Origin of the sequence: Devosia sp. 67-54 (assembly GCF_001899075.1) — a bacterium.
GTDB lineage: Bacteria > Pseudomonadota > Alphaproteobacteria > Rhizobiales > Devosiaceae > Devosia_A.
On the sequence record NZ_MKVA01000003.1, the window covers coordinates 257,540 to 274,100 of the forward strand.

Consider the following 16,561-nt stretch of genomic DNA (forward strand, 5'->3'; position numbering starts at 1 on the left):
CGCCGCCGCGTTCACTCCGAGGGGTAGTGCAGGCCGATCTGGGCGCGGATGGTGTCGAGGGCCTGCATGACGGCGACGGTTTGTGCCGGTGGCAGGATCGGGCTTTCGAACCTGGCGGCATCTACCAGGCGTTCGAGCTCGGCGGCCTGGTAGTGCAGGCCCCGGCCTGTGAAGTCGGGCGTGTAGGTGTCGCGCAGCGTACGCTTGCTGTCGAACAGCCTGAGCGTGGTCGGCATGAGCCAGATCGGATCGAGCTCGATGTAGCCGTCGGTGCCGGTGATCTGCGCGGTATTGGGCCCTTCGGTGTCGCTCGCGCACAAGATCATCGACACCGCGCCGCCCGCATGGCGGAAGGTCGCCGCGACTTCGGCGTCCACGCCGGTGGGCTTGAAGCGGGCGCTGGCTGTAATCGCGGTGGGCGCGCCGAGCATGTCGACGGCGAACGATACCGGATAGACGCCGAGATCGAGCAGGGCGCCGCCGCCGAGCGCCGGATCGTTCAGCCGGTGCCGCGGATCGCTCGACAGGTGCCGCGTATGCGTCGCGACCAGCGTCCGCGGCGTGCCGATGGCCCCGGCGGCAAGCAGCTCGCGCACCTTCGCCATGTGCGGCAGGAACCGCATCCACATCGCCTCCAGCAGCACGACTCCGCGGCTCGCGGCGCGCTCCACGAGGTCGGTGGCCTCCATTGCGTTAAGCGCGAAAGGCTTTTCGACGAGAACGTGCTTGCCCGCAGCGATAGCGAGTCTCGCGGCTGGTGCGTGCATGGGATGCGGTGTCGCGACATAGACCGCGTCCACCTCCGGGTCTGCGACCAGAGCCTCGTAGCTGCCGTGGGCGCGGGCGAGGCCGAAGCGGGACGCGAAGGCGGCGGCCTTGTCGGGGGAGCGCGACCCGACGGCCACCACCGCGTGGCCGGTCAATTGCAGGTCGGTGACGAACTTTTCGGCGATGTTTCCGGTCGCCAATATGCCCCAGCGGAGAGTGCTCATGTCGATGCCAGTGCCGTTTCCATGAGCCGCATGGCGCGGGCGCCGTCGGCCGCTGTCGGCGCCGCCGCCCGCTCGCCGCGGAGGACGGCGAGGAAATCGGCGAACAATGCGTGGTAGCCCTTGTGGTCTTCGTTGGCGGCGACGGTGAGGTTGGGCTCCCAGATCAGCGTGTCCTGCTCGGGCGACAATGTCGCCGCCGGGTCGCTGACCTTGAACGCCGGCGCGCGGAAATAGCGGACCTCGTGCACGTTGCGCACCTCGACGCGGCGATGGTCGCCCATCACCTGCCACCACTCCATCGGCGTCGCGCGCGACTGGTGGGTGCCGAGCACCAGCGTACCGATGCCGCCGGAGGTGAAGCGGAAATCGACGTGCAGCAGCAGCTTGCCGGGCGCCAGCTCGTGCCGGCGGCTGGAGATGTGGGCGACCTCGCCCATCAGCAGCGGCACGAGGTCGAAATAGTGCACGCAATGGTGGAGGTAGAAGCCGGTGTAGTCCGGGTCGCCGGCGAAATAGGTCGGCGCAGTCATGTATTCGCCGAGGAAGGAGGCGGGAACGCCGAATTCCTCGGCATGAACGAGGTTGAGGGCGATGCGGTTGGCCGTCGAATAGCGCTTCATGAAGCCGACCACGACGGGGACGCCCGCTGCGTCCGCGGCCTGGGCCAGGCGCTCGGCATCGGCAGCGGTCGGCGCCGGCGGCTTTTCGATGAACACCGGCAGCCGCCGCGCCACCGCCGCGAGCGCGACCTCGAAATGAATCTGCGGACCGGCCGCGACGACGAGCGCGTCGAGATCGGTACGGGCGAGGAGGGCGCGCCAGTCGCGCAGGCGGTTCTCGGGGGCAACGCCGAAGCGGTCGCCGGTGCGCGTCAGCCGGCCCTCGTCGATGTCGCACAGGGCGGCGAGGGCCACGTCGAAGCGCGTGAGCTGCGGCAGCAGCATCTCGTTGGCGTGCGTGCCGCAGCCGATCCAGCCGATGCGAAGCCGGCTCATTGCTGCCTCCAGGCATAGTCGAGCGTGGCGCGCAGGAAGGCCACGGAGTGGGCGAGCTGGGCGTCCTCGCTGCCATCGGGTGGCCGCCATTGCGCCAACGGTACGCCGGCGCGTTCGTCGTTGCGCCGGAACGGCTCGAGCGTGATGGCGCCACGATAGCCGATGGCGGCAAGGGTGCGCGCCACGTCCGGCCAGTCGATGTGTCCGGCGCCGACATAGCCGCGATTGTTCTCGCAGGCCTGGAAGTGGATGAGGTGTGGCGCGGCGCGGCGGATGGAGTCGGTGATGGAGTAATCCTCCATGTTCATGTGGAAGGTGTCGAGCATCAGGCCGACGGCGGGCGAGCCGACCGCCTCGACCAGTTGCAGGCCGTGTCCGGTGGTGTTGGCGATGTCGGTCTCGAAGCGGTTCAGTGGCTCGATGGCGAGCTTGACGCCGGCATCGGCCGCGACCTTGCCGGCCCGGCGCAGCCCATCCACGATGCGATCGAGGCGGCGCTGCCGCTCGGACTCCTCGACCGGAGCGGGGGCGCGGCCGGCGAACACCAGCGGCGCCCCGTAGAGCGGCCCGCCGACGATGGTGGCGCCGAGCCTGCCGGCGATCTGGACGCACGATTCGAGATAGCGGACGCCTGCCTCATGGCAGGCGGCATCGCTGCTCGCGAGGTCGCGCTGCAGATTGACGCGCGCTGCGAGGGCGACACCGAGGCCTTGGCCGGCCAGTGCCTTTCGCGTTGCCTCGAGATCGAGCTCGCCGGGTTCGGGCACCAGCAATTCGACGAAGTCGCAGCCGGCGGCTTTTGCCCGCGCGAAGGCGCCGAAATGCTCGCGCGTGAACGGGCGCGCATAGAGCGCCGAGATGATGCCTATGGTGTTGGTCATGATTTTACCGCTCCGGCCGTGAGACCGCCGACGAGCCGCCTCTGCACGATGAGAAAGAGAATGGTCACGGGGAGCGCCACCAGCGTGCCGCCGGCGGTGAGCAGGCCCCATTGGACCGTGAATTCGCCGATGAAGAGCTGCAGCGCAACCGTGACGGTGCGTACGGCATCGCCCGACAGCATCATGGCGAAGAGGTATTCGTTCCACGAGGTCACGAAGATGTAGATTCCCGTGGTGACGACGCCGGGCATCAGCAGCGGCAGGATCACCAGGACGATGGCCTGCAGCCGCGTGGCGCCGTCCATCATGGCCGCCTCGTCGAGCTCGGGCGGGATGCCGCTCATGTAGCTGGTGAGCATCCACACCGAGAACGGGATGGCGAAGGTCGCGTGTCCGAGGATGATGCCCAGATGCGTATCGAGCAGGCCGAGGCTGCGCATCATCACGAACAGCGGGATGATCAGCAGCACCACGGGGAACAGGTTGATGACGAGGAACTGCGTCATCAGCACCTGCCGGCCGCGGAAGCGGAAGCGCGAGAAGGCATAGGCCGCCGGAATGCTGGCGAAGAGCCCGAGCGCGACGGCGCCCAGCGCGATGACGAGGCTGTTCAGCAGGTTGCCGAGAAAGCTCGTCTGTTCGAGCAGCACCTGATAGTGCCCGAACGTCACCTGCTGCGGCAGGTAGCGCACCGGGAACACGGTGATGTCGGCGTCCGGCTTGATCGACGTCAGCACCATCCAGACGTAAGGGGCGATGGCGAAGGCGACGATCACCAGGATCGGCAGCTCGACCGTGAGGATGCGGGTGAGGCGGGAGCGGCGCTCGATCATTTGGCGATCTCCGCCGCGGCGGCGCGCCGCACATAGGCATAGACGACGAACAGCAGCAGCACGGTGAGGATCAGCGACAGCGCCGCGCCATAGCCGAACTGCATGCTCGAATAGGCCTCGAGAAAGGCGTAAAGCGGCAGGGTGTAGCTGGCGTAGCCCGGCCCGCCGCCGGTCATCACCAGGATGACGTCGAGCGAATTGGCGACCCAGATGGTGCGCAGCAGCAGCACCGTCGCCAGCACCTGCGCGATGGAGGGCAGCACCACGAGGCGCAGCCGCTGGAAGCGCGTGGCGCCGTCGATCTCGGCGGCCTCGAGCAATTCGCGCGACACGGTCTGCAGCCCGGCGAGGATGGTCACGGCGAAGAACGGGAAGCCCTGCCAGACCAGCGCCAGCATGATCGAGGGCAGGGTGGTGTCGGGGCGCGCCAGCCAGGCGATCGGCTCGTGGATGAGGCCGATGCGCAGCAGCACGTCGTTGATGACGCCCAGATTGTAGTCGTACATCCAGGTCCACATCAGCCCGATGATGACGCTGGGCAGGGCCCATGGGATCACCACCAGCGCGCGCGCGACGCCGCGCCACCAGAAGCTCTGGTTGAGCAGGAGCGCCGTGCCGAGCCCGAGCACGAACTGCACCGCGATGATGCCGACGATCCAGATCAGCGAATTGCCCAGCGACAGCCAGAACACCGGGTCGTTGGCGGCGCGGATGAAATTGCCGAGCGCGATGAACGGCGCGTTGTTGGGACGGAACAGCACATAGTCGTGCAGGCTCATCCAGGCCGTCTGCAGCACCGGATAGAGGATGATCGCCAGCTCGATGAGCAGCGCCGGGGCGAGGAACCAGTAGGGCAGGAGATGGCGGCGTGCTGACGTCATTGCGAACTGCATGGGAATAGGAAGCGGGAGGCGCCGGATGGCTGCCTCCCGCGCTGTCGTCAGCCGTTGAACAGGGCTTCGAAGGCCTGCATCATGGCATCGGGCGTGATCTGCCCGAGCAGCGCCTGCTGCATGTTGGTCGGCCATACCTTGCCGGTGAAGTCGGCCGTCTTGGGCGAGTCCGGCAGCACGCCGGCGATCGGCAGCGAGGCGACGCTGGCCTCGACGAAGCGCGCCGGATGGCTGGTGTCGAGCTTGGCGCCCGCATTGGTCACCGAGAGCTGGCCGGTCAGATTGACGAAGGCGGCGTTGTTTTCCGCCGTCGACAGGAAGCTGATCCATTTGAACGCGGCGTCCGCATTCTTGCTGGCCGAGAACACCGCGCTCGATTCGTCGCCGAACAGCGTCCAGCCCTTGCCGTCGGCACTGCGCGGCACGGGGACTGCCGAGACGTTGTCGCCGAGCGTCGCCACAATGTCGTTGGCCGAGCCGACATGGTGGATGCACATGGCGGTGCGGCCCGCCTTGAAGTTGGCGACGATCTGCTGGAAGCCGTCGGTCGGCGCCGAGGGCGGCACCACCTTGCCCTCGGTGGCGAAGCCGACATAGGTGCGGTTGGCCGCGAGCGCCGCATCCGAGACCATGCCGCCCTTGTTGAAATTGGCGCCGCCGCCGAGCACGAACGGCCCCCAATTGTCGACGCCGCCGGCGCCGCCGCGCATGCCGAAGCCGAACACGCCATCCTTGGTCAGCGCCTTGGCGGCAGTGCGGAACTCCTCGAACGTCTTGGGCGGCTCGACGCCGGCCGCCTTGAACAGGTCGGGGCGGTAGTAGAGGTAGATCACCGCATATTGCAGCGGCAGGTAGTACTGCTTGCCGTCGGTCGCCTTGGTCAGCGTCCAGATGTTGTCGGGAATGTCGCTGCGCGCATCCCATTTGGCCACCATGTCGTCGATCGGCGCCAGCGCCTGCATCTCGAGCAGGCGCGCCTGGTTGTTGAGCTTGACCATGGCGCAGTCGGGACCGTTGCCGGCGATGAGCGCCGCGAACAGCCGGGTGTAGTAGTCGTTGCCGCCGCCCCACGGGATCGACTCGGCCTTGATCTTGATGTCCGGGTTGGCCGCCTCGAACTTGGCGACGAGATCGGCGGGCGTCGCCTGCGGATTGTCGAAATGGTACCACCAGCGCACCGTCGTCGCCGACTGGGCGCGGGCCGGCACCGCCAGCGTGCTCGCCAGCGCGGTGGCGCCGCTGAGCTTGATGAATGTCCTACGTTCCATTGTTGGTCCTCCCATTTAGTTTCGCTGACAGAAAGGCCCCGGCGTCGCGCAGGGCGCGCTGCGCGGCGGGCAGCCGTGCGGCACGGCCGAGAAAGCCGTGGATGACGCCGGGCACGGTGACGAGCTCGTGCGCAACGCCGGCCGTGGCGAACCGCTCGGCGAGCTGCAGCGTGTCGTCGCGCAGCGGATCGAGGCCGGCGGCCAGAAGATAAGCGGGCGGCAGGCCGGCGAAATCGGCATCGAGTGGCGCCGAGAGGAGGCCGGGTGCCGCGCCGCCCAGCAGATTGGCCCAGTACCAGCGCATGCGTGCGTTGGAGAGGCCGAAATCGCCGCCGCCGAACAGGGCATTGCTCTCGTTGTCGAAGCGCGGCGCGTAGCAGCCGTAGAGCAGGCCGGCGGCGACCGGAAGATCGTCACCCGCCGCGCGCGCCGACAGCATCGCGGCGAGGGCGAGATGGGCGCCGGCGGAGTCGCCGGCGATCGCCCAGCGCGTGGTGTCGGCCTTGCCGGCGAGGCGGCCGCTGCGGGCCGCGGCGATGGCGGCGAGCGTATCGTCGAGCGGCGCCGGAAACGGCGCTTCCGGCGCCAGCCGGTAGTCGAAGCCGAGCACGGCGGCGTTGGCGCCGAGCGCCAGGTAGCGCATCTCGTTTTCGTGCGAATCGACCGAGCCGAAGGTCCAGCCGCCGCCATGCACATAGACGACGAGCGGCAGCGTGCCCGTCGCGCTCGGACGGTAGAGCCGGGCGCGCATCGGGCCGGACGCGCCGGGGAGGGTCAGGTCCTCCGCCAGGACGTTCACCGGGCTCAGGGCGCGCCAATAGGCAGCGCCGGTGTCGAAGATCCGGCGGGCGTCGGCGATCGGCATGCCGGCGTAGTCGACCGGCGGTGCGGCGCGCATCTCCTCGAGGATCGGCAGCATGTCCGGATCGATGAAGGGCGTCATGACGCGGCTCGCTGCGGCTCGATCTGGACGATGGTGTCGATGTGCTGCCCCAGCGCATTGGCGAGGCCGTCGCCGTCGCGGTGACGCACCAGCTCGAGCAGGATGTCGTGCCGGGCGACGGCCGCGGCGAGCGGACGGCGATGCCGCGGCTCCCACAGCTTCTGGCGATGCGAATGCAGGATGCAGCGCACCAGGATCTGCTCGAGGGCCTGCAGGTCGGCGAGGCGGAAGATTTCGAGGTGGAACTCGGTGTCGTGCTCGATCAGCGCATAGGCGTCGTCGGCCGCGGCGGCCTCGCCCATCAGCTCGATCAGTCGCGCCAGGCGCTTCAGCGCCGCGTCGTCGACGGCGCGCATAGCGCGCGGCGCGGCGCGAACCTCGATGCGGCGGCGCAAGGCCAGGATTTCCGCCGCTTCCTCGGGATTGAGGGGCGTGACGGTGGTGCCGCGATGGCCGCTGCGCTGCACCAGCCCATCCTCCTGCAGGCGCATCAGCGCCTCGCGCACCGGCCCCTGGCTCGAGCCGAGGTCGGCGGCGATGGCGAGCTCGGTGAGCACCTTGCCGGGCTTCAGCTCGTTGAGAACGATCTGCCGTTTGAGCGTGGAATAGATGGCGTCGCGCCGCCGCATTTGGAACCTCCATTATCATTATCAATATCGATATTGGAGCGAGGCGCAAGGGGTGGAGTTGGTTTCGCGGGTCCGCGGGATGCGTCTGTGGTCTCGAGAGGTGGGGTTCGCCGTAATCCGGTGATTCGGGCGGGCGAGCGGATAGCCCTCCGAGCGCGGGTGCTCGGCTGGAGGCGCGTGCCCGGCAGTCGCGGCCGGTGGCGCGGCTAGAGTTCGCGCAGGAGGCGCGCGGGGGCGGTGCGGAAGGCGCCGAGCACCGTGGTGGCGCCGAGGGCGGCGACGATGGCGACCGCCCCGACGATGATCGCCGCCAGCACCCCGCTATTGACCGTGAACTCGACGTCGAGCAGCGCCAGCGTCAGCCCCCATGCCGCCGCGAGGCCCAGAGCCGTGGCGAGAACGGCGGCAAATACCGCCAGCAGCAGATATTGCAGCGCGAAGACCGCGATGATTTCGAGCTGCGAGGCGCCGAGCACCTTGGTGATGAGCGCATCTGCCCGGCGCTGCTGCCGCCCGCTCGCGAGGCTGCCGATCAGCACCAGCAGGCCGTTGCCGACAGCAAGCCCGCCAACCGATGTGGCCGCCAGCGACAATTGGCCGAGCGCCTTGGTGATCTGGTCGAGCGTCTCTCCTATCGCGACGAAACGAACGTCGGGAAGCGTCGCGGCGAGACTGCGTTCGACCGCCTCTTCCCGTCCCGGCGCGGCCTTCACGGCGCCGAGGAGAGTCGCGGGATAGGTTTCCAGCACCCCGGGCGAGAAGGCGACGAGGAAGTCGATGCCGCCCTGCCAGGAATAGTCCCGGAAATTGGCGATCGTCGCGGTGATGCTGTCGCCGAAGATGTCGAAGCTGACCTTGTCGCCGACCTTCAGGCCGAGGCCCGACCGCAGGCTCTGATGCAGCGAGACGAGCGGCGGACCGCTGTAGTCGGCGGGCCACCAATCGCCTTCGACCAGCTTGGAGGCTTTCGGCAGCTCGCTTCGGTAGGTGATCGGAATATCGCCGGACAGCAGGAACAGCGCTTCGGAGCCGTGCGGCTTGAGGGCCGCCACCGGCGTGTCGTTCACGGCGGTCACGGCGCCGCGCAGCATCGGGGTGGTGGTGACGTCGGTGATGTCGCTGTCCTCGGCCTGCAGTGCCTTCAGCTTGGCGGCTTCGTCCGAGAACAGATCAGAGGCGACGAAGCTCGGCACGTCGAAGGCCGAGGCGCCCAGGTATTCGTTGCTGAGGTTGGTCTCGAGCGCGAGGACGACGATCAGCATCGCCAGCGCCATGCCGATGGAGATGACCACCGAGGGCGCATTCGAGTCCGGCCCCGAAATCTCGCGCAGGGCACGCCGCAGCACGGCGTTGGCCGACTCCGGCAAGCGGCGCAGCCCCGCCCGGGCGAATCCCGTGGCGAGCCGCAGGATGACGACCGCGACGACGCTCATCGCCGCGAAGGCCGCGACCAGCGTGACATCGTCCGTCATGACGATGGCCAGCCAGATGAAGGCGATCGCCGAGACAACCACCGGGATGATCTGCGGCGAGCCCACGAGGCCGCGCCAGGCGAAGGGCGAGGCGAGCCCCTTGGCGCGGAACAGGATCACCGGCTTGATGTTGAGCGCCTGCTGCAGCGGCAGATAGGAGAAGGCGAACGCCGTCACGAGGCCGACGGCCGCGGCCACCGCGAGCGGCTGCGGATAGAGAGTCGGCGCCAGGGGGACGCCGATGGCCTGGCCGACGATCGGCAGGGCAAGCAGGCCCACGGCCGCGCCGACGACGATCCCCGCGCCGACTCCGGCCAGTCCGAGCGCGGCGACCTGCGCGAAGAAATGCAGGAAAATGCGCGCCCGGCTGGCGCCCACGCTGCGCATTACCGCGATCACGGTCGAGCGTTCGGAAATATAGGACGAAACCACGGTCCACACGCTGACCCCGCCGACGAGCAGCGAGGCGAGCCCGACGATCACCAGGAAGCGCATGAACAGGTCGTAGTAATGCACCATCGCCCCGAGCGCGTCGCGTGGCGTCCGGATGGTCCATCCGGTGTCGCCGAGGGCCGCCGCGAGGCCGGTGCGCAACTGCTCGGCGTCGTGCGTCGCCGACAGCACCTTGTAGCGGTAGTAGGTGCCCAGCCCGGGGAGGGGCGAGGTGGTGTCCGCCAGCGCCGCGAAGCCCTCGGTGCTGATGAGCACGGGCAGGCCGAGGCGAAAGCCGCGAACCGCGCTGTCCGGCAGCTTGCCGAGGGTGCCGCGGACCTGGAACGCGGTGCCCGCGAGCTCGATGTTGTCGCCGACCCTGGTGTGCAGCTTGTCGAGCAGCAGGGGATCGACCAGCGCTCCGAAGCTGCCGTCGCGCCGCCCCAGAAAGGCGAAAGGCTGCGTGTCCGCCGGCAGCCCGTCGGCGTCGACGCGGCCGACCAGCGGATAGCCTTCGCCCACCGAAACCAGATCGACGAAGGCGTCGTTCGCGTCCGACTGCGCCCGCACATTGGTGTCGATAGCGACGGCGACCTTGCCGAAGCTTGCGATCTTGGCGAGCTCGTCCGGCGTCGCCGGCCGATCGGCGCGCGACAGCTCCACGTCGCCGCCGACGATCACCGCGGCGTCGCGCTCGACCGCCTGCCGGATGCTGGCGCCGACCGAGCTGACGCCCGCGATGAGGGCGGTTCCGACGGCGAGGCAGGCGATCAGGAGCCCGAAGCGGCGGATGTCGCCGCGCATGTCCAACAGCCCCAGCGTGATGGCCGCCCAGACGCCGCGCCTCATTTTCTGTCTTCTGTGAGCTCGCCGCGCGTCATGGTGAGCACGCGGTCGGCGCGCGCGGCGAGCCCCGGATCGTGCGTCACGAAGATCACCGCGGCCTGCTGCTGCCGGGCCAGATCGAACATCAGCTCGATGACCTGCGCGCCGGTGTTCTGGTCGAGGTTGCCGGTGGGCTCGTCCGCCAAAAGCAGCTTGGGCCGCGCGATCAGGGCCCGCGCCAGGGCGACGCGCTGCTGTTCGCCCCCCGACAGCGCTGCCGGACGATGATGGATGCGGTCGCCGAGCCCGACAGCCGCGAGCGCGGCGGCGGAGCGCGTCCGCGCCTCGGCAAGCGCCAGTCCCGGCTCGGCGATCTCGAGCGCCAGGCTGACATTGTCCTGCGCCGACAGGGAGGGAATGAGGTAGAAGCTCTGGAACACGATGCCCACGGTCTTGCGCCGGAACGCTGCAAGCGCGTCCTCGGAGAGGCCGGTGAGATCCTGCCCGGCAATCGCCACCTTGCCCTTGGTGGGACGCTCGAGTCCGCCCAGCAGCATCAGCAATGACGTCTTGCCGCTGCCCGAAGGCCCGACGATCGCGACCACCTGCGCGGCCGCGACGTCGAACGACACGTCGCGCAGGATGTGCAGCGGCGCCGAGCCGACCTTGAGCGTGTAGTCGACACCGGCGACGGCCACCAGCGCGGCAGACGGAGCGCCGCGCCCTTCAGGTGCGGTGGTGCGCATCGGCTCGGCCACGGACTACGCCCCCATCCTGTGCGTCGACAGCGCCGTCTATTTCGTGAACGGCACTGAAGCGGTGAGCACCTTACCCGAGTCGTTGAACTCCACCTGGTAGTTCACGGTGATCGAGTTCGAGCCGACGAGAATGATCTGCGCCCCGAGCCGGACCGCATTGCCGGCACGATCGGATTCCTTCTCGGACAGATCGAAGGTGATCTTGTCGCCATTGACGCGTCCGACCGCGACGCCCTTGTAGCCCGCATTGGAGCCCATGACGGCCTGGTAGGTCCGCGTCGCATCGTCGAAGGCGATGGTGCCGGTGACCGACAGGTTCATCGTCGTCAGGGTGCAGCGCCCGGCATAGTTGATCTTGGACTGGTTGCCCTTGTTGATCGTCAGCCGGCAGGAGAATGGCTCCGGCGTCTCACCGCCGATCAGCGCGCTCGAGCCGCTCCACTCCCCGATGTAGTTGGAGAGCAGGGCCATTTCCTTGGGGCCGGCATAGGCAGGACCGGCCGCAGCCAGGCCGAAAACACCAAGAGCGACAAGCTGCCACGTGAAGTTCTTCATCTACGCTGTTCTCCGAGGCAGTGTCCGCCTGGCCGCAAGCTGAAGCAACGGCGTCGGGTACGACTATAGAAGGGTGGCATAATACACAACAGCCCCCTGCTCCGGCAGGGGCCGCGGCATCGTCAGGCCCGGCGGTTGCATCCGCGCTACAGGCGCACGGAAAAGGCCGGAAGCCCGGCCCTGTCCACCTCGACGGCCAGCAGGCCGCCCGCGGCCGGTTGCCGGATCAGTTCGTCCTGGTCGAGAAAGCGCCGCTGGCTGGTCACGAACAGCGTCCGCCGGTCGGCCCTGCCGAACGCCGGCATCGTCGGCTTCGACACCGGCACGGCAATCGCTTCGACCTCGACGCCATGCCGATCCAGGCGGGCGACGCGGGCGCCATGCACCACCGCGATCCAGACGTCGCCCTGGGCGTCGACGGCAGTCCCGTCCGGCTTCTCGTTGCCCTCGAAGCGCGCGAACAGGCGGGCGTCGCCCAATTCGCCGCTGGCCGGATCGAGGTCGAAGGCAAGAACCTCCTGCGAGGGCGAATCCGAAAAGTACAGCGTCGAGCCATCCGGCGAGACGGCGATCGCGTTGGGAACCCGGACCTCCTCGCGGACGATGCGAACGTCCCCGCCGGGATACCGGCAGTAGAGCCGGCCCACCGGGACGCCGGAGCCGCTCTTGTCCATGGAGCCGAACCACAGCCGGCCCTGCCGATCCGGCTTGCCGTCGTTGAGTCGGACGCCGGGGCGGCCGTGTTCGATCGGCGTCAGCAGGGTCAGTTCGCCGCGCTCGGGGATGTAGCGCCAGAGCCCGTCCTCCAGCCCGAGAACGAGACCGCCATCTTCGGACAAGGCGACGAGCCCGGGCTCCGAGGGCAGCGCCAAAGCGGGTAGGGAGCCGCTGTCCCGCCAGCCCAGCAGGCGCTTGCCCTGGATGTCGATCCACCACAGCACCTGGCGGCGATCGTCCCACAGCGGGCTTTCGCCGGTGACCGCCTGCTCGGCCTGCGCGAGGCGCACCCGGTTCACGATCCGGCACCGAAGACGCGCGCGGGAAGGCCTGGGACGGCGCTCCTGACGGCAAAGACCGCGCCCGAGAGCGGGGCGAGGGTCGACAGGCCGGGGGGCAGGCGCAGATAGGCGCTGGTGACATACATGGTGCGCCAGTCGGGTCCGCCGAAGCACACATTGGTCGGCATCGGCACCGGCAGGATGACGCCCGAAGGGCTATCTGTTGCTCGCGCTGCTGTGCGCCGGCGCCGTGGTCATGCTCTACCCGCTGTTCTGGATGCTGAGCAGCTCGGTGAAGCCGGAAGACGAGATCTTCACCAATCTGTCGCTCGTTCCGCAGACCGTCACGCTCGAGAACTACCCGAAGGGCTGGACGTTCTTCAACGTCCCGTTCCTGGTCTATTTCTTCAATTCGTTCGTCATCGCCGCATTGGCCATCGTCGGCAATTTGCTGTCCTGCACGCTCACCGCCTATGTGTTCGCGCGGTTGAAGTTCAGCTGGCGCAACGTCTGGTTCGCGCTGATGATGCTCGGGCTGATGCTGCCGCCGCACGTCACCATCATTCCGCAGTACATCCTCTTCAACAAGGCGCACCTGATCAACACCATCCTGCCGCTGGTGCTGCCCAAATTCCTCGCGGTCGACTCGTTCTTCGTCTTCCTGATGACGCAGTTCATCCGCGGCATTCCGCGTGAGCTCGACGAGGCGGCGCGCGTCGATGGCTGCGGCTCGTTCCGGATTTTCCTCTACATCATCGCGCCATTGTGCACGCCGGCGCTGATCACCGTCGCCATCTTCACCTTCGTGTGGACCTGGAACGACTTCTTCAGCCAGCTTCTCTACCTGACGAGCGGCGACAAGCTGACGGTGCCGCTGGCCCTGCGCGCGCTGAGCTCGACCACGGGCGAGAGCACCTCGACCTGGGGCGCGCTGTTCGCCATGTCGTGCCTGTCGATCATTCCCCTGCTGCTCATCTTCTTCTTCTTCCAGCGGCGGCTCGTCGACGGCATCGCGACGACCGGTCTCCGGGGATGAGTGCAGTGCCGCAGCGTCCCGCCTGTTCCGAAGGACATCCATGAAAGCCACCGTCGTCACCAATCCGAAGCGGCAGATCGGCCGAATCGACCCGCTCATCTACGGCCAGTTCATGTCGCGGCGCCGCTGGGTGGCGGACGAGGGGCTGCACGATCCGTCGCATCCGGCCGCCGGACCGGATGGTTTGCGGCGGGACGTCGTCGACGCGGTGAAGCAGACCGCGCCCACGATCGTGCGCTGGCCCGGCGGCTGTACCGCCACCAGCTATGAATGGACCGACGGCATCGGCCCGGCGGGGCAGCGGCCGCGCGTGGTCGACGCGCATTTTGGCTATGCTGTCGGCAATGGCTTCGGCACGGCCGAATTCGTCGCCTATTGCCGCGGCATTGGGGCCGAGCCCCAGATCAACCTGACCACCGGGACCGGCAGCCTGCGCGAAGCCCTCGCCTGGCTCGAATATGTCAATCTCGATACCGGCACGAAGTGGGCAGAACTGCGCAAGGCGCACGGCCATGCCACACCATTCGGCGTCAAATACTGGCAGATCGGCAATGAGGAGTGGGGGCCATGGGAGATCGGGCACACCACTGCCGCCGACTACGGCGCCCGTGCCCGTGAGTGGGCGAGGGCGCTGAAGAAGCTCGATCCGGGCATCAAGGTGCTGGCGCTGGGCGGCGGCCATCTGAGCGACATGCTGGACTGGACGTCGACGGTGGTGGCCGAGGCCGGCGAGCACATCGACTACGTCACCCAGCACCGCTACTGGGAATTCAACTCGGCCGCCGGCGAAGACAATTACGATCGCATCGTCAGCGTCGGCGCCATCGAGGAGCAGCTCATTCGAGCCGTGGCCGGTGTCATCGACCTCGCCGCCTATCGCCACGGTCTGAAAACCGCGCCGCGGATCGCCTACACCGAATGGAACTGCGCCGACATCTCGCATCGGGCGATGTCGCCGAACTGGCGTCCGACCACGTCGCAATACCGCCTGGTCGATGCGCTGGCCTGCGCCGGCTTCATCAACGCCATGCAGCGCCAGTGCAATGTCGTGACGCTCGCCAATTTCGCCCAGACGCTCAACGTCGTCGGCATGCTGGTGGTGACGCCCACCGCGGTGCTGCGCGAGAGCGTGTTCTGGGCGCTGGCGATGCAGCGCCGGCACAGCGGCGACGTCGCCATCGATGCGTGGACCGATTGCGACAGCTATTCGGTCGACACCGGCCGGGGCGAGGCGCTCACCCCGCCCTACCTCGATGTCAGCGCCACGCTCGATACGGCCTCCGGCCGGCAGGTCGTGTCCATCGTCAACACGCATCGCAGCGAGCCGATCGAGACGACGCTGGTACTGGGCAGCGGCAGCCGCGCCATGGTCCATACGCTCAGCCACGACGATCCGCTGGCCAGGAACACGTTCGAATCGCCGGATGCGATTTCGCCCCGCACCAGTTCCGCCGAGTGCCACGAGGGCAGTGTGACGCTGTCGCTGCCGCCGCACTCCTACACCATCGTCGAAGTTCAAGCTTAGGACCCCTGCACATGAAGGCCACCATCGTCGCCAACCCGTCGCGGCCGATCGGCAAGATCGATCCGCTCATCTACGGCCAGTTCATGTCGCGGCGCCGCTGGGTGGCGGACGAAGGGCTGTACGATCCGTCGCACCCCAGGGCACGGCCGGACGGTCTGCGCCAGGACGTCGTCGACGCCGTGGCGGAAGCCGCCCCGACCGTCGTGCGCTGGCCCGGCGGCTGCACCGCCACCAGCTATGAGTGGACCGACGGCGTCGGCCCGGCGGAACAACGGCCGCGGGTGGTCGATGCCCATTTCGGCTATGCCGTCGGCAACGGCTTCGGCACAGCCGAGTTCGTCGCCTACTGCCGCGCCATCGGTGCCGAGCCGCAGATCAACCTGACGACGGGCACCGGCACGCTTCGCGAGGCCCTGGCCTGGCTCGAATACGCCAATCTCGACACCGGCACCAAATGGGCGGAGCTGCGCAAGGCGCACGGCCATGCCGCGCCATTCGGCGTCAAATACTGGCAGATCGGCAATGAGGAATGGGGCCGCTGGGAAATCGGGCACACCACGGCCGAGGACTATGCGGCGCGGGCGCGCGAATGGGCGCGGGCGCTGAAGAAGCTCGACCCCGGCATCAAGGTGCTGGTGCTCGGCGGTGGTCATGCCGAGGACATGCTGGATTGGACGTCCGCCGTCATGGCGGAGGCGGGCGAGCACATCGACTACGTCACCCAGCACCGCTACTGGAACTTCAACGCCAAGACCGGCGAGGACAATTACGACAGGATCGTGCAGACGGGCGCCATCGAGGAAAGCCTGATGCAGTCCGTCGCGGCGGTGATCGACCTCGTCGCCTATCGGCGCAAGCTCGCGCACAAGCCACGGATCGCCTACACCGAATGGAACTGCCGCGATGTCTCGCATGCCGAGATGACGCCCGGCTGGCGCCCGACCACGTCGCAATACCGGCTGGTCGACGCCCTGGCCTGCGCCGGCTTCATCAACGCCATGCAGCGCCAGTGCAATACGGTGGCGCTCGCCAATTTCGCGCAGACGCTCAACGTCGTCGGCATGCTGGTCGTCACTCCCGACATGGTGCTCAAGGAAACGGTGTTCCACGCGCTCAAGATGCAGCGGCATCTGAGCGGCGATGTCGCCATCGATGTCTGGAACGATTGCGAGGCCACCAGCGTGGACAACGGGCGCGGCCAGCGCCTGAGCGTCCCCTATCTCGACGTCAGCGCCACGCGAAGCGACGCGGCAGGACGCGTCTACGTCTCGATCGTCAACACGCATCGGACCGAAACCATCGACACGACGGTTGCCGTCGGCAAGGGCCACTCCGCCCGCACCCATAGCCTGCAGCACGCCGATCCCTTCGTCCGCAACACCCCCGAAGCGCCAGAAAACGTCGTCCCGGTGACCAGCGAGGTCGCCATGCAGAACGGCGTCGCCAGGCTGGCGCTGCCGCCGCACTCCTACACCATCCTCGAAGTCGTTTCCGGCCACTGACCGGTGGAGGCATTTCGCTGAGCT

16 protein-coding genes are annotated in these 16,561 nt (G+C 68.0%); 3 read left to right on the forward strand and 13 right to left on the reverse strand.

The window, feature by feature from the left end:
• Positions 1-11: 11 nt before the first annotated feature.
• The 13 genes from BGO82_RS03905 to BGO82_RS03965 all read right to left on the reverse strand — a co-directional run bounded on the left by BGO82_RS03905 (position 12) and on the right by BGO82_RS03965 (position 12,662).
• Positions 12-992 (reverse strand): Gfo/Idh/MocA family oxidoreductase, encoded by a 981-nt coding sequence (locus tag BGO82_RS03905; RefSeq protein ID WP_291304238.1) that lies wholly within the window; start codon positions 990-992, stop codon positions 12-14.
• Positions 989-1,987 carry a Gfo/Idh/MocA family oxidoreductase gene (locus tag BGO82_RS03910; RefSeq protein WP_291304239.1) on the reverse strand — a complete coding sequence of 333 codons (999 nt, stop codon included), beginning with the start codon at positions 1,985-1,987 and terminating at the stop codon, positions 989-991. Before BGO82_RS03910 ends, BGO82_RS03905 begins: the two co-directional genes overlap by 4 nt.
• Complete coding sequence (locus tag BGO82_RS03915) at positions 1,984-2,868, reverse strand: sugar phosphate isomerase/epimerase family protein (RefSeq protein ID WP_291304240.1); 885 nt, start codon at positions 2,866-2,868, stop codon at positions 1,984-1,986. Before BGO82_RS03915 ends, BGO82_RS03910 begins: the two co-directional genes overlap by 4 nt.
• On the reverse strand, positions 2,865-3,701 hold the full coding sequence (locus BGO82_RS03920) for a carbohydrate ABC transporter permease (RefSeq protein WP_291304241.1): 837 nt from the start codon (positions 3,699-3,701) through the stop codon (positions 2,865-2,867). Before BGO82_RS03920 ends, BGO82_RS03915 begins: the two co-directional genes overlap by 4 nt.
• Positions 3,698-4,582, reverse strand: coding sequence for a sugar ABC transporter permease (locus BGO82_RS03925; protein ID WP_291304242.1), 885 nt, complete (start codon positions 4,580-4,582; stop codon positions 3,698-3,700). The genes BGO82_RS03920 and BGO82_RS03925 overlap by 4 nt, the downstream gene beginning before the upstream one ends.
• Before the next feature lie 59 nt (positions 4,583-4,641).
• A complete protein-coding gene (locus tag BGO82_RS03930) occupies positions 4,642-5,862 on the reverse strand; it encodes a sugar ABC transporter substrate-binding protein (RefSeq protein ID WP_291304243.1) in 1,221 nt (406 codons plus the stop codon).
• Entirely contained in the window at positions 5,852-6,805 is a 954-nt protein-coding gene (locus tag BGO82_RS03935) for an alpha/beta hydrolase (RefSeq protein WP_291304244.1), read from the reverse strand. Before BGO82_RS03935 ends, BGO82_RS03930 begins: the two co-directional genes overlap by 11 nt.
• Positions 6,802-7,434, reverse strand: coding sequence for a GntR family transcriptional regulator (locus tag BGO82_RS03940; protein ID WP_291304245.1), 633 nt, complete (start codon positions 7,432-7,434; stop codon positions 6,802-6,804). The genes BGO82_RS03935 and BGO82_RS03940 overlap by 4 nt, the downstream gene beginning before the upstream one ends.
• A 206-nt stretch (positions 7,435-7,640) precedes the next feature.
• Positions 7,641-10,187, reverse strand: coding sequence for an FtsX-like permease family protein (locus BGO82_RS03945; RefSeq protein WP_291304246.1), 2,547 nt, complete (start codon positions 10,185-10,187; stop codon positions 7,641-7,643).
• Positions 10,184-10,921 carry an ABC transporter ATP-binding protein gene (locus BGO82_RS03950; RefSeq protein WP_291304247.1) on the reverse strand — a complete coding sequence of 246 codons (738 nt, stop codon included), beginning with the start codon at positions 10,919-10,921 and terminating at the stop codon, positions 10,184-10,186. The genes BGO82_RS03945 and BGO82_RS03950 overlap by 4 nt, the downstream gene beginning before the upstream one ends.
• Before the next feature lie 36 nt (positions 10,922-10,957).
• Positions 10,958-11,476: a hypothetical protein gene (locus tag BGO82_RS03955; protein WP_291304248.1), complete on the reverse strand. Its 519-nt coding sequence runs from the start codon at positions 11,474-11,476 to the stop codon at positions 10,958-10,960.
• Positions 11,477-11,622: 146 nt separating this feature from the next.
• On the reverse strand, positions 11,623-12,492 hold the full coding sequence (locus tag BGO82_RS03960) for an SMP-30/gluconolactonase/LRE family protein (protein ID WP_291304249.1): 870 nt from the start codon (positions 12,490-12,492) through the stop codon (positions 11,623-11,625).
• Positions 12,489-12,662 carry a hypothetical protein gene (locus BGO82_RS03965; protein WP_291304250.1) on the reverse strand — a complete coding sequence of 58 codons (174 nt, stop codon included), beginning with the start codon at positions 12,660-12,662 and terminating at the stop codon, positions 12,489-12,491. Before BGO82_RS03965 ends, BGO82_RS03960 begins: the two co-directional genes overlap by 4 nt.
• Before the next feature lie 35 nt (positions 12,663-12,697).
• Here BGO82_RS03965 and BGO82_RS03970 point away from each other — a divergent pair, with 35 nt between their 5' ends.
• Genes BGO82_RS03970 through BGO82_RS03980 form a run of 3 tightly spaced genes read left to right on the forward strand, consistent with a single transcriptional unit; the run spans position 12,698 to position 16,537 of the window.
• Positions 12,698-13,510 (forward strand): carbohydrate ABC transporter permease, encoded by an 813-nt coding sequence (locus BGO82_RS03970; protein ID WP_291304251.1) that lies wholly within the window; start codon positions 12,698-12,700, stop codon positions 13,508-13,510.
• 40 nt (positions 13,511-13,550) lie between these two features.
• Positions 13,551-15,035, forward strand: coding sequence for an alpha-L-arabinofuranosidase C-terminal domain-containing protein (locus BGO82_RS03975; protein WP_291304252.1), 1,485 nt, complete (start codon positions 13,551-13,553; stop codon positions 15,033-15,035).
• An 11-nt stretch (positions 15,036-15,046) separates the two neighbouring features.
• Positions 15,047-16,537, forward strand: coding sequence for an alpha-L-arabinofuranosidase C-terminal domain-containing protein (locus BGO82_RS03980; protein ID WP_291304253.1), 1,491 nt, complete (start codon positions 15,047-15,049; stop codon positions 16,535-16,537).
• Positions 16,538-16,561: the final 24 nt, after the last annotated feature.

Excerpts from the sequence above, each read along its gene's own strand:
- BGO82_RS03975 (WP_291304252.1), top strand. The coding sequence starts at position 13,551 with ATGAAAGCCACCGTCGTCACCAATCCGAAGCGGCAGATCGGCCGAATC.
- BGO82_RS03940 (WP_291304245.1), bottom strand. The coding sequence starts at position 7,434 with ATGCGGCGGCGCGACGCCATCTATTCCACGCTCAAACGGCAGATCGTT.
- BGO82_RS03955 (WP_291304248.1), bottom strand. The coding sequence starts at position 11,476 with ATGAAGAACTTCACGTGGCAGCTTGTCGCTCTTGGTGTTTTCGGCCTG.
- BGO82_RS03935 (WP_291304244.1), bottom strand. The coding sequence starts at position 6,805 with ATGACGCCCTTCATCGATCCGGACATGCTGCCGATCCTCGAGGAGATG.
- BGO82_RS03925 (WP_291304242.1), bottom strand. The coding sequence starts at position 4,582 with ATGACGTCAGCACGCCGCCATCTCCTGCCCTACTGGTTCCTCGCCCCG.
- BGO82_RS03945 (WP_291304246.1), bottom strand. The coding sequence starts at position 10,187 with ATGAGGCGCGGCGTCTGGGCGGCCATCACGCTGGGGCTGTTGGACATG.
- BGO82_RS03915 (WP_291304240.1), bottom strand. The coding sequence starts at position 2,868 with ATGACCAACACCATAGGCATCATCTCGGCGCTCTATGCGCGCCCGTTC.
- BGO82_RS03930 (WP_291304243.1), bottom strand. The coding sequence starts at position 5,862 with ATGGAACGTAGGACATTCATCAAGCTCAGCGGCGCCACCGCGCTGGCG.
- BGO82_RS03905 (WP_291304238.1), bottom strand. The coding sequence starts at position 992 with ATGAGCACTCTCCGCTGGGGCATATTGGCGACCGGAAACATCGCCGAA.
- BGO82_RS03965 (WP_291304250.1), bottom strand. The coding sequence starts at position 12,662 with ATGCCGACCAATGTGTGCTTCGGCGGACCCGACTGGCGCACCATGTAT.
- BGO82_RS03910 (WP_291304239.1), bottom strand. The coding sequence starts at position 1,987 with ATGAGCCGGCTTCGCATCGGCTGGATCGGCTGCGGCACGCACGCCAAC.
- BGO82_RS03980 (WP_291304253.1), top strand. The coding sequence starts at position 15,047 with ATGAAGGCCACCATCGTCGCCAACCCGTCGCGGCCGATCGGCAAGATC.
- BGO82_RS03920 (WP_291304241.1), bottom strand. The coding sequence starts at position 3,701 with ATGATCGAGCGCCGCTCCCGCCTCACCCGCATCCTCACGGTCGAGCTG.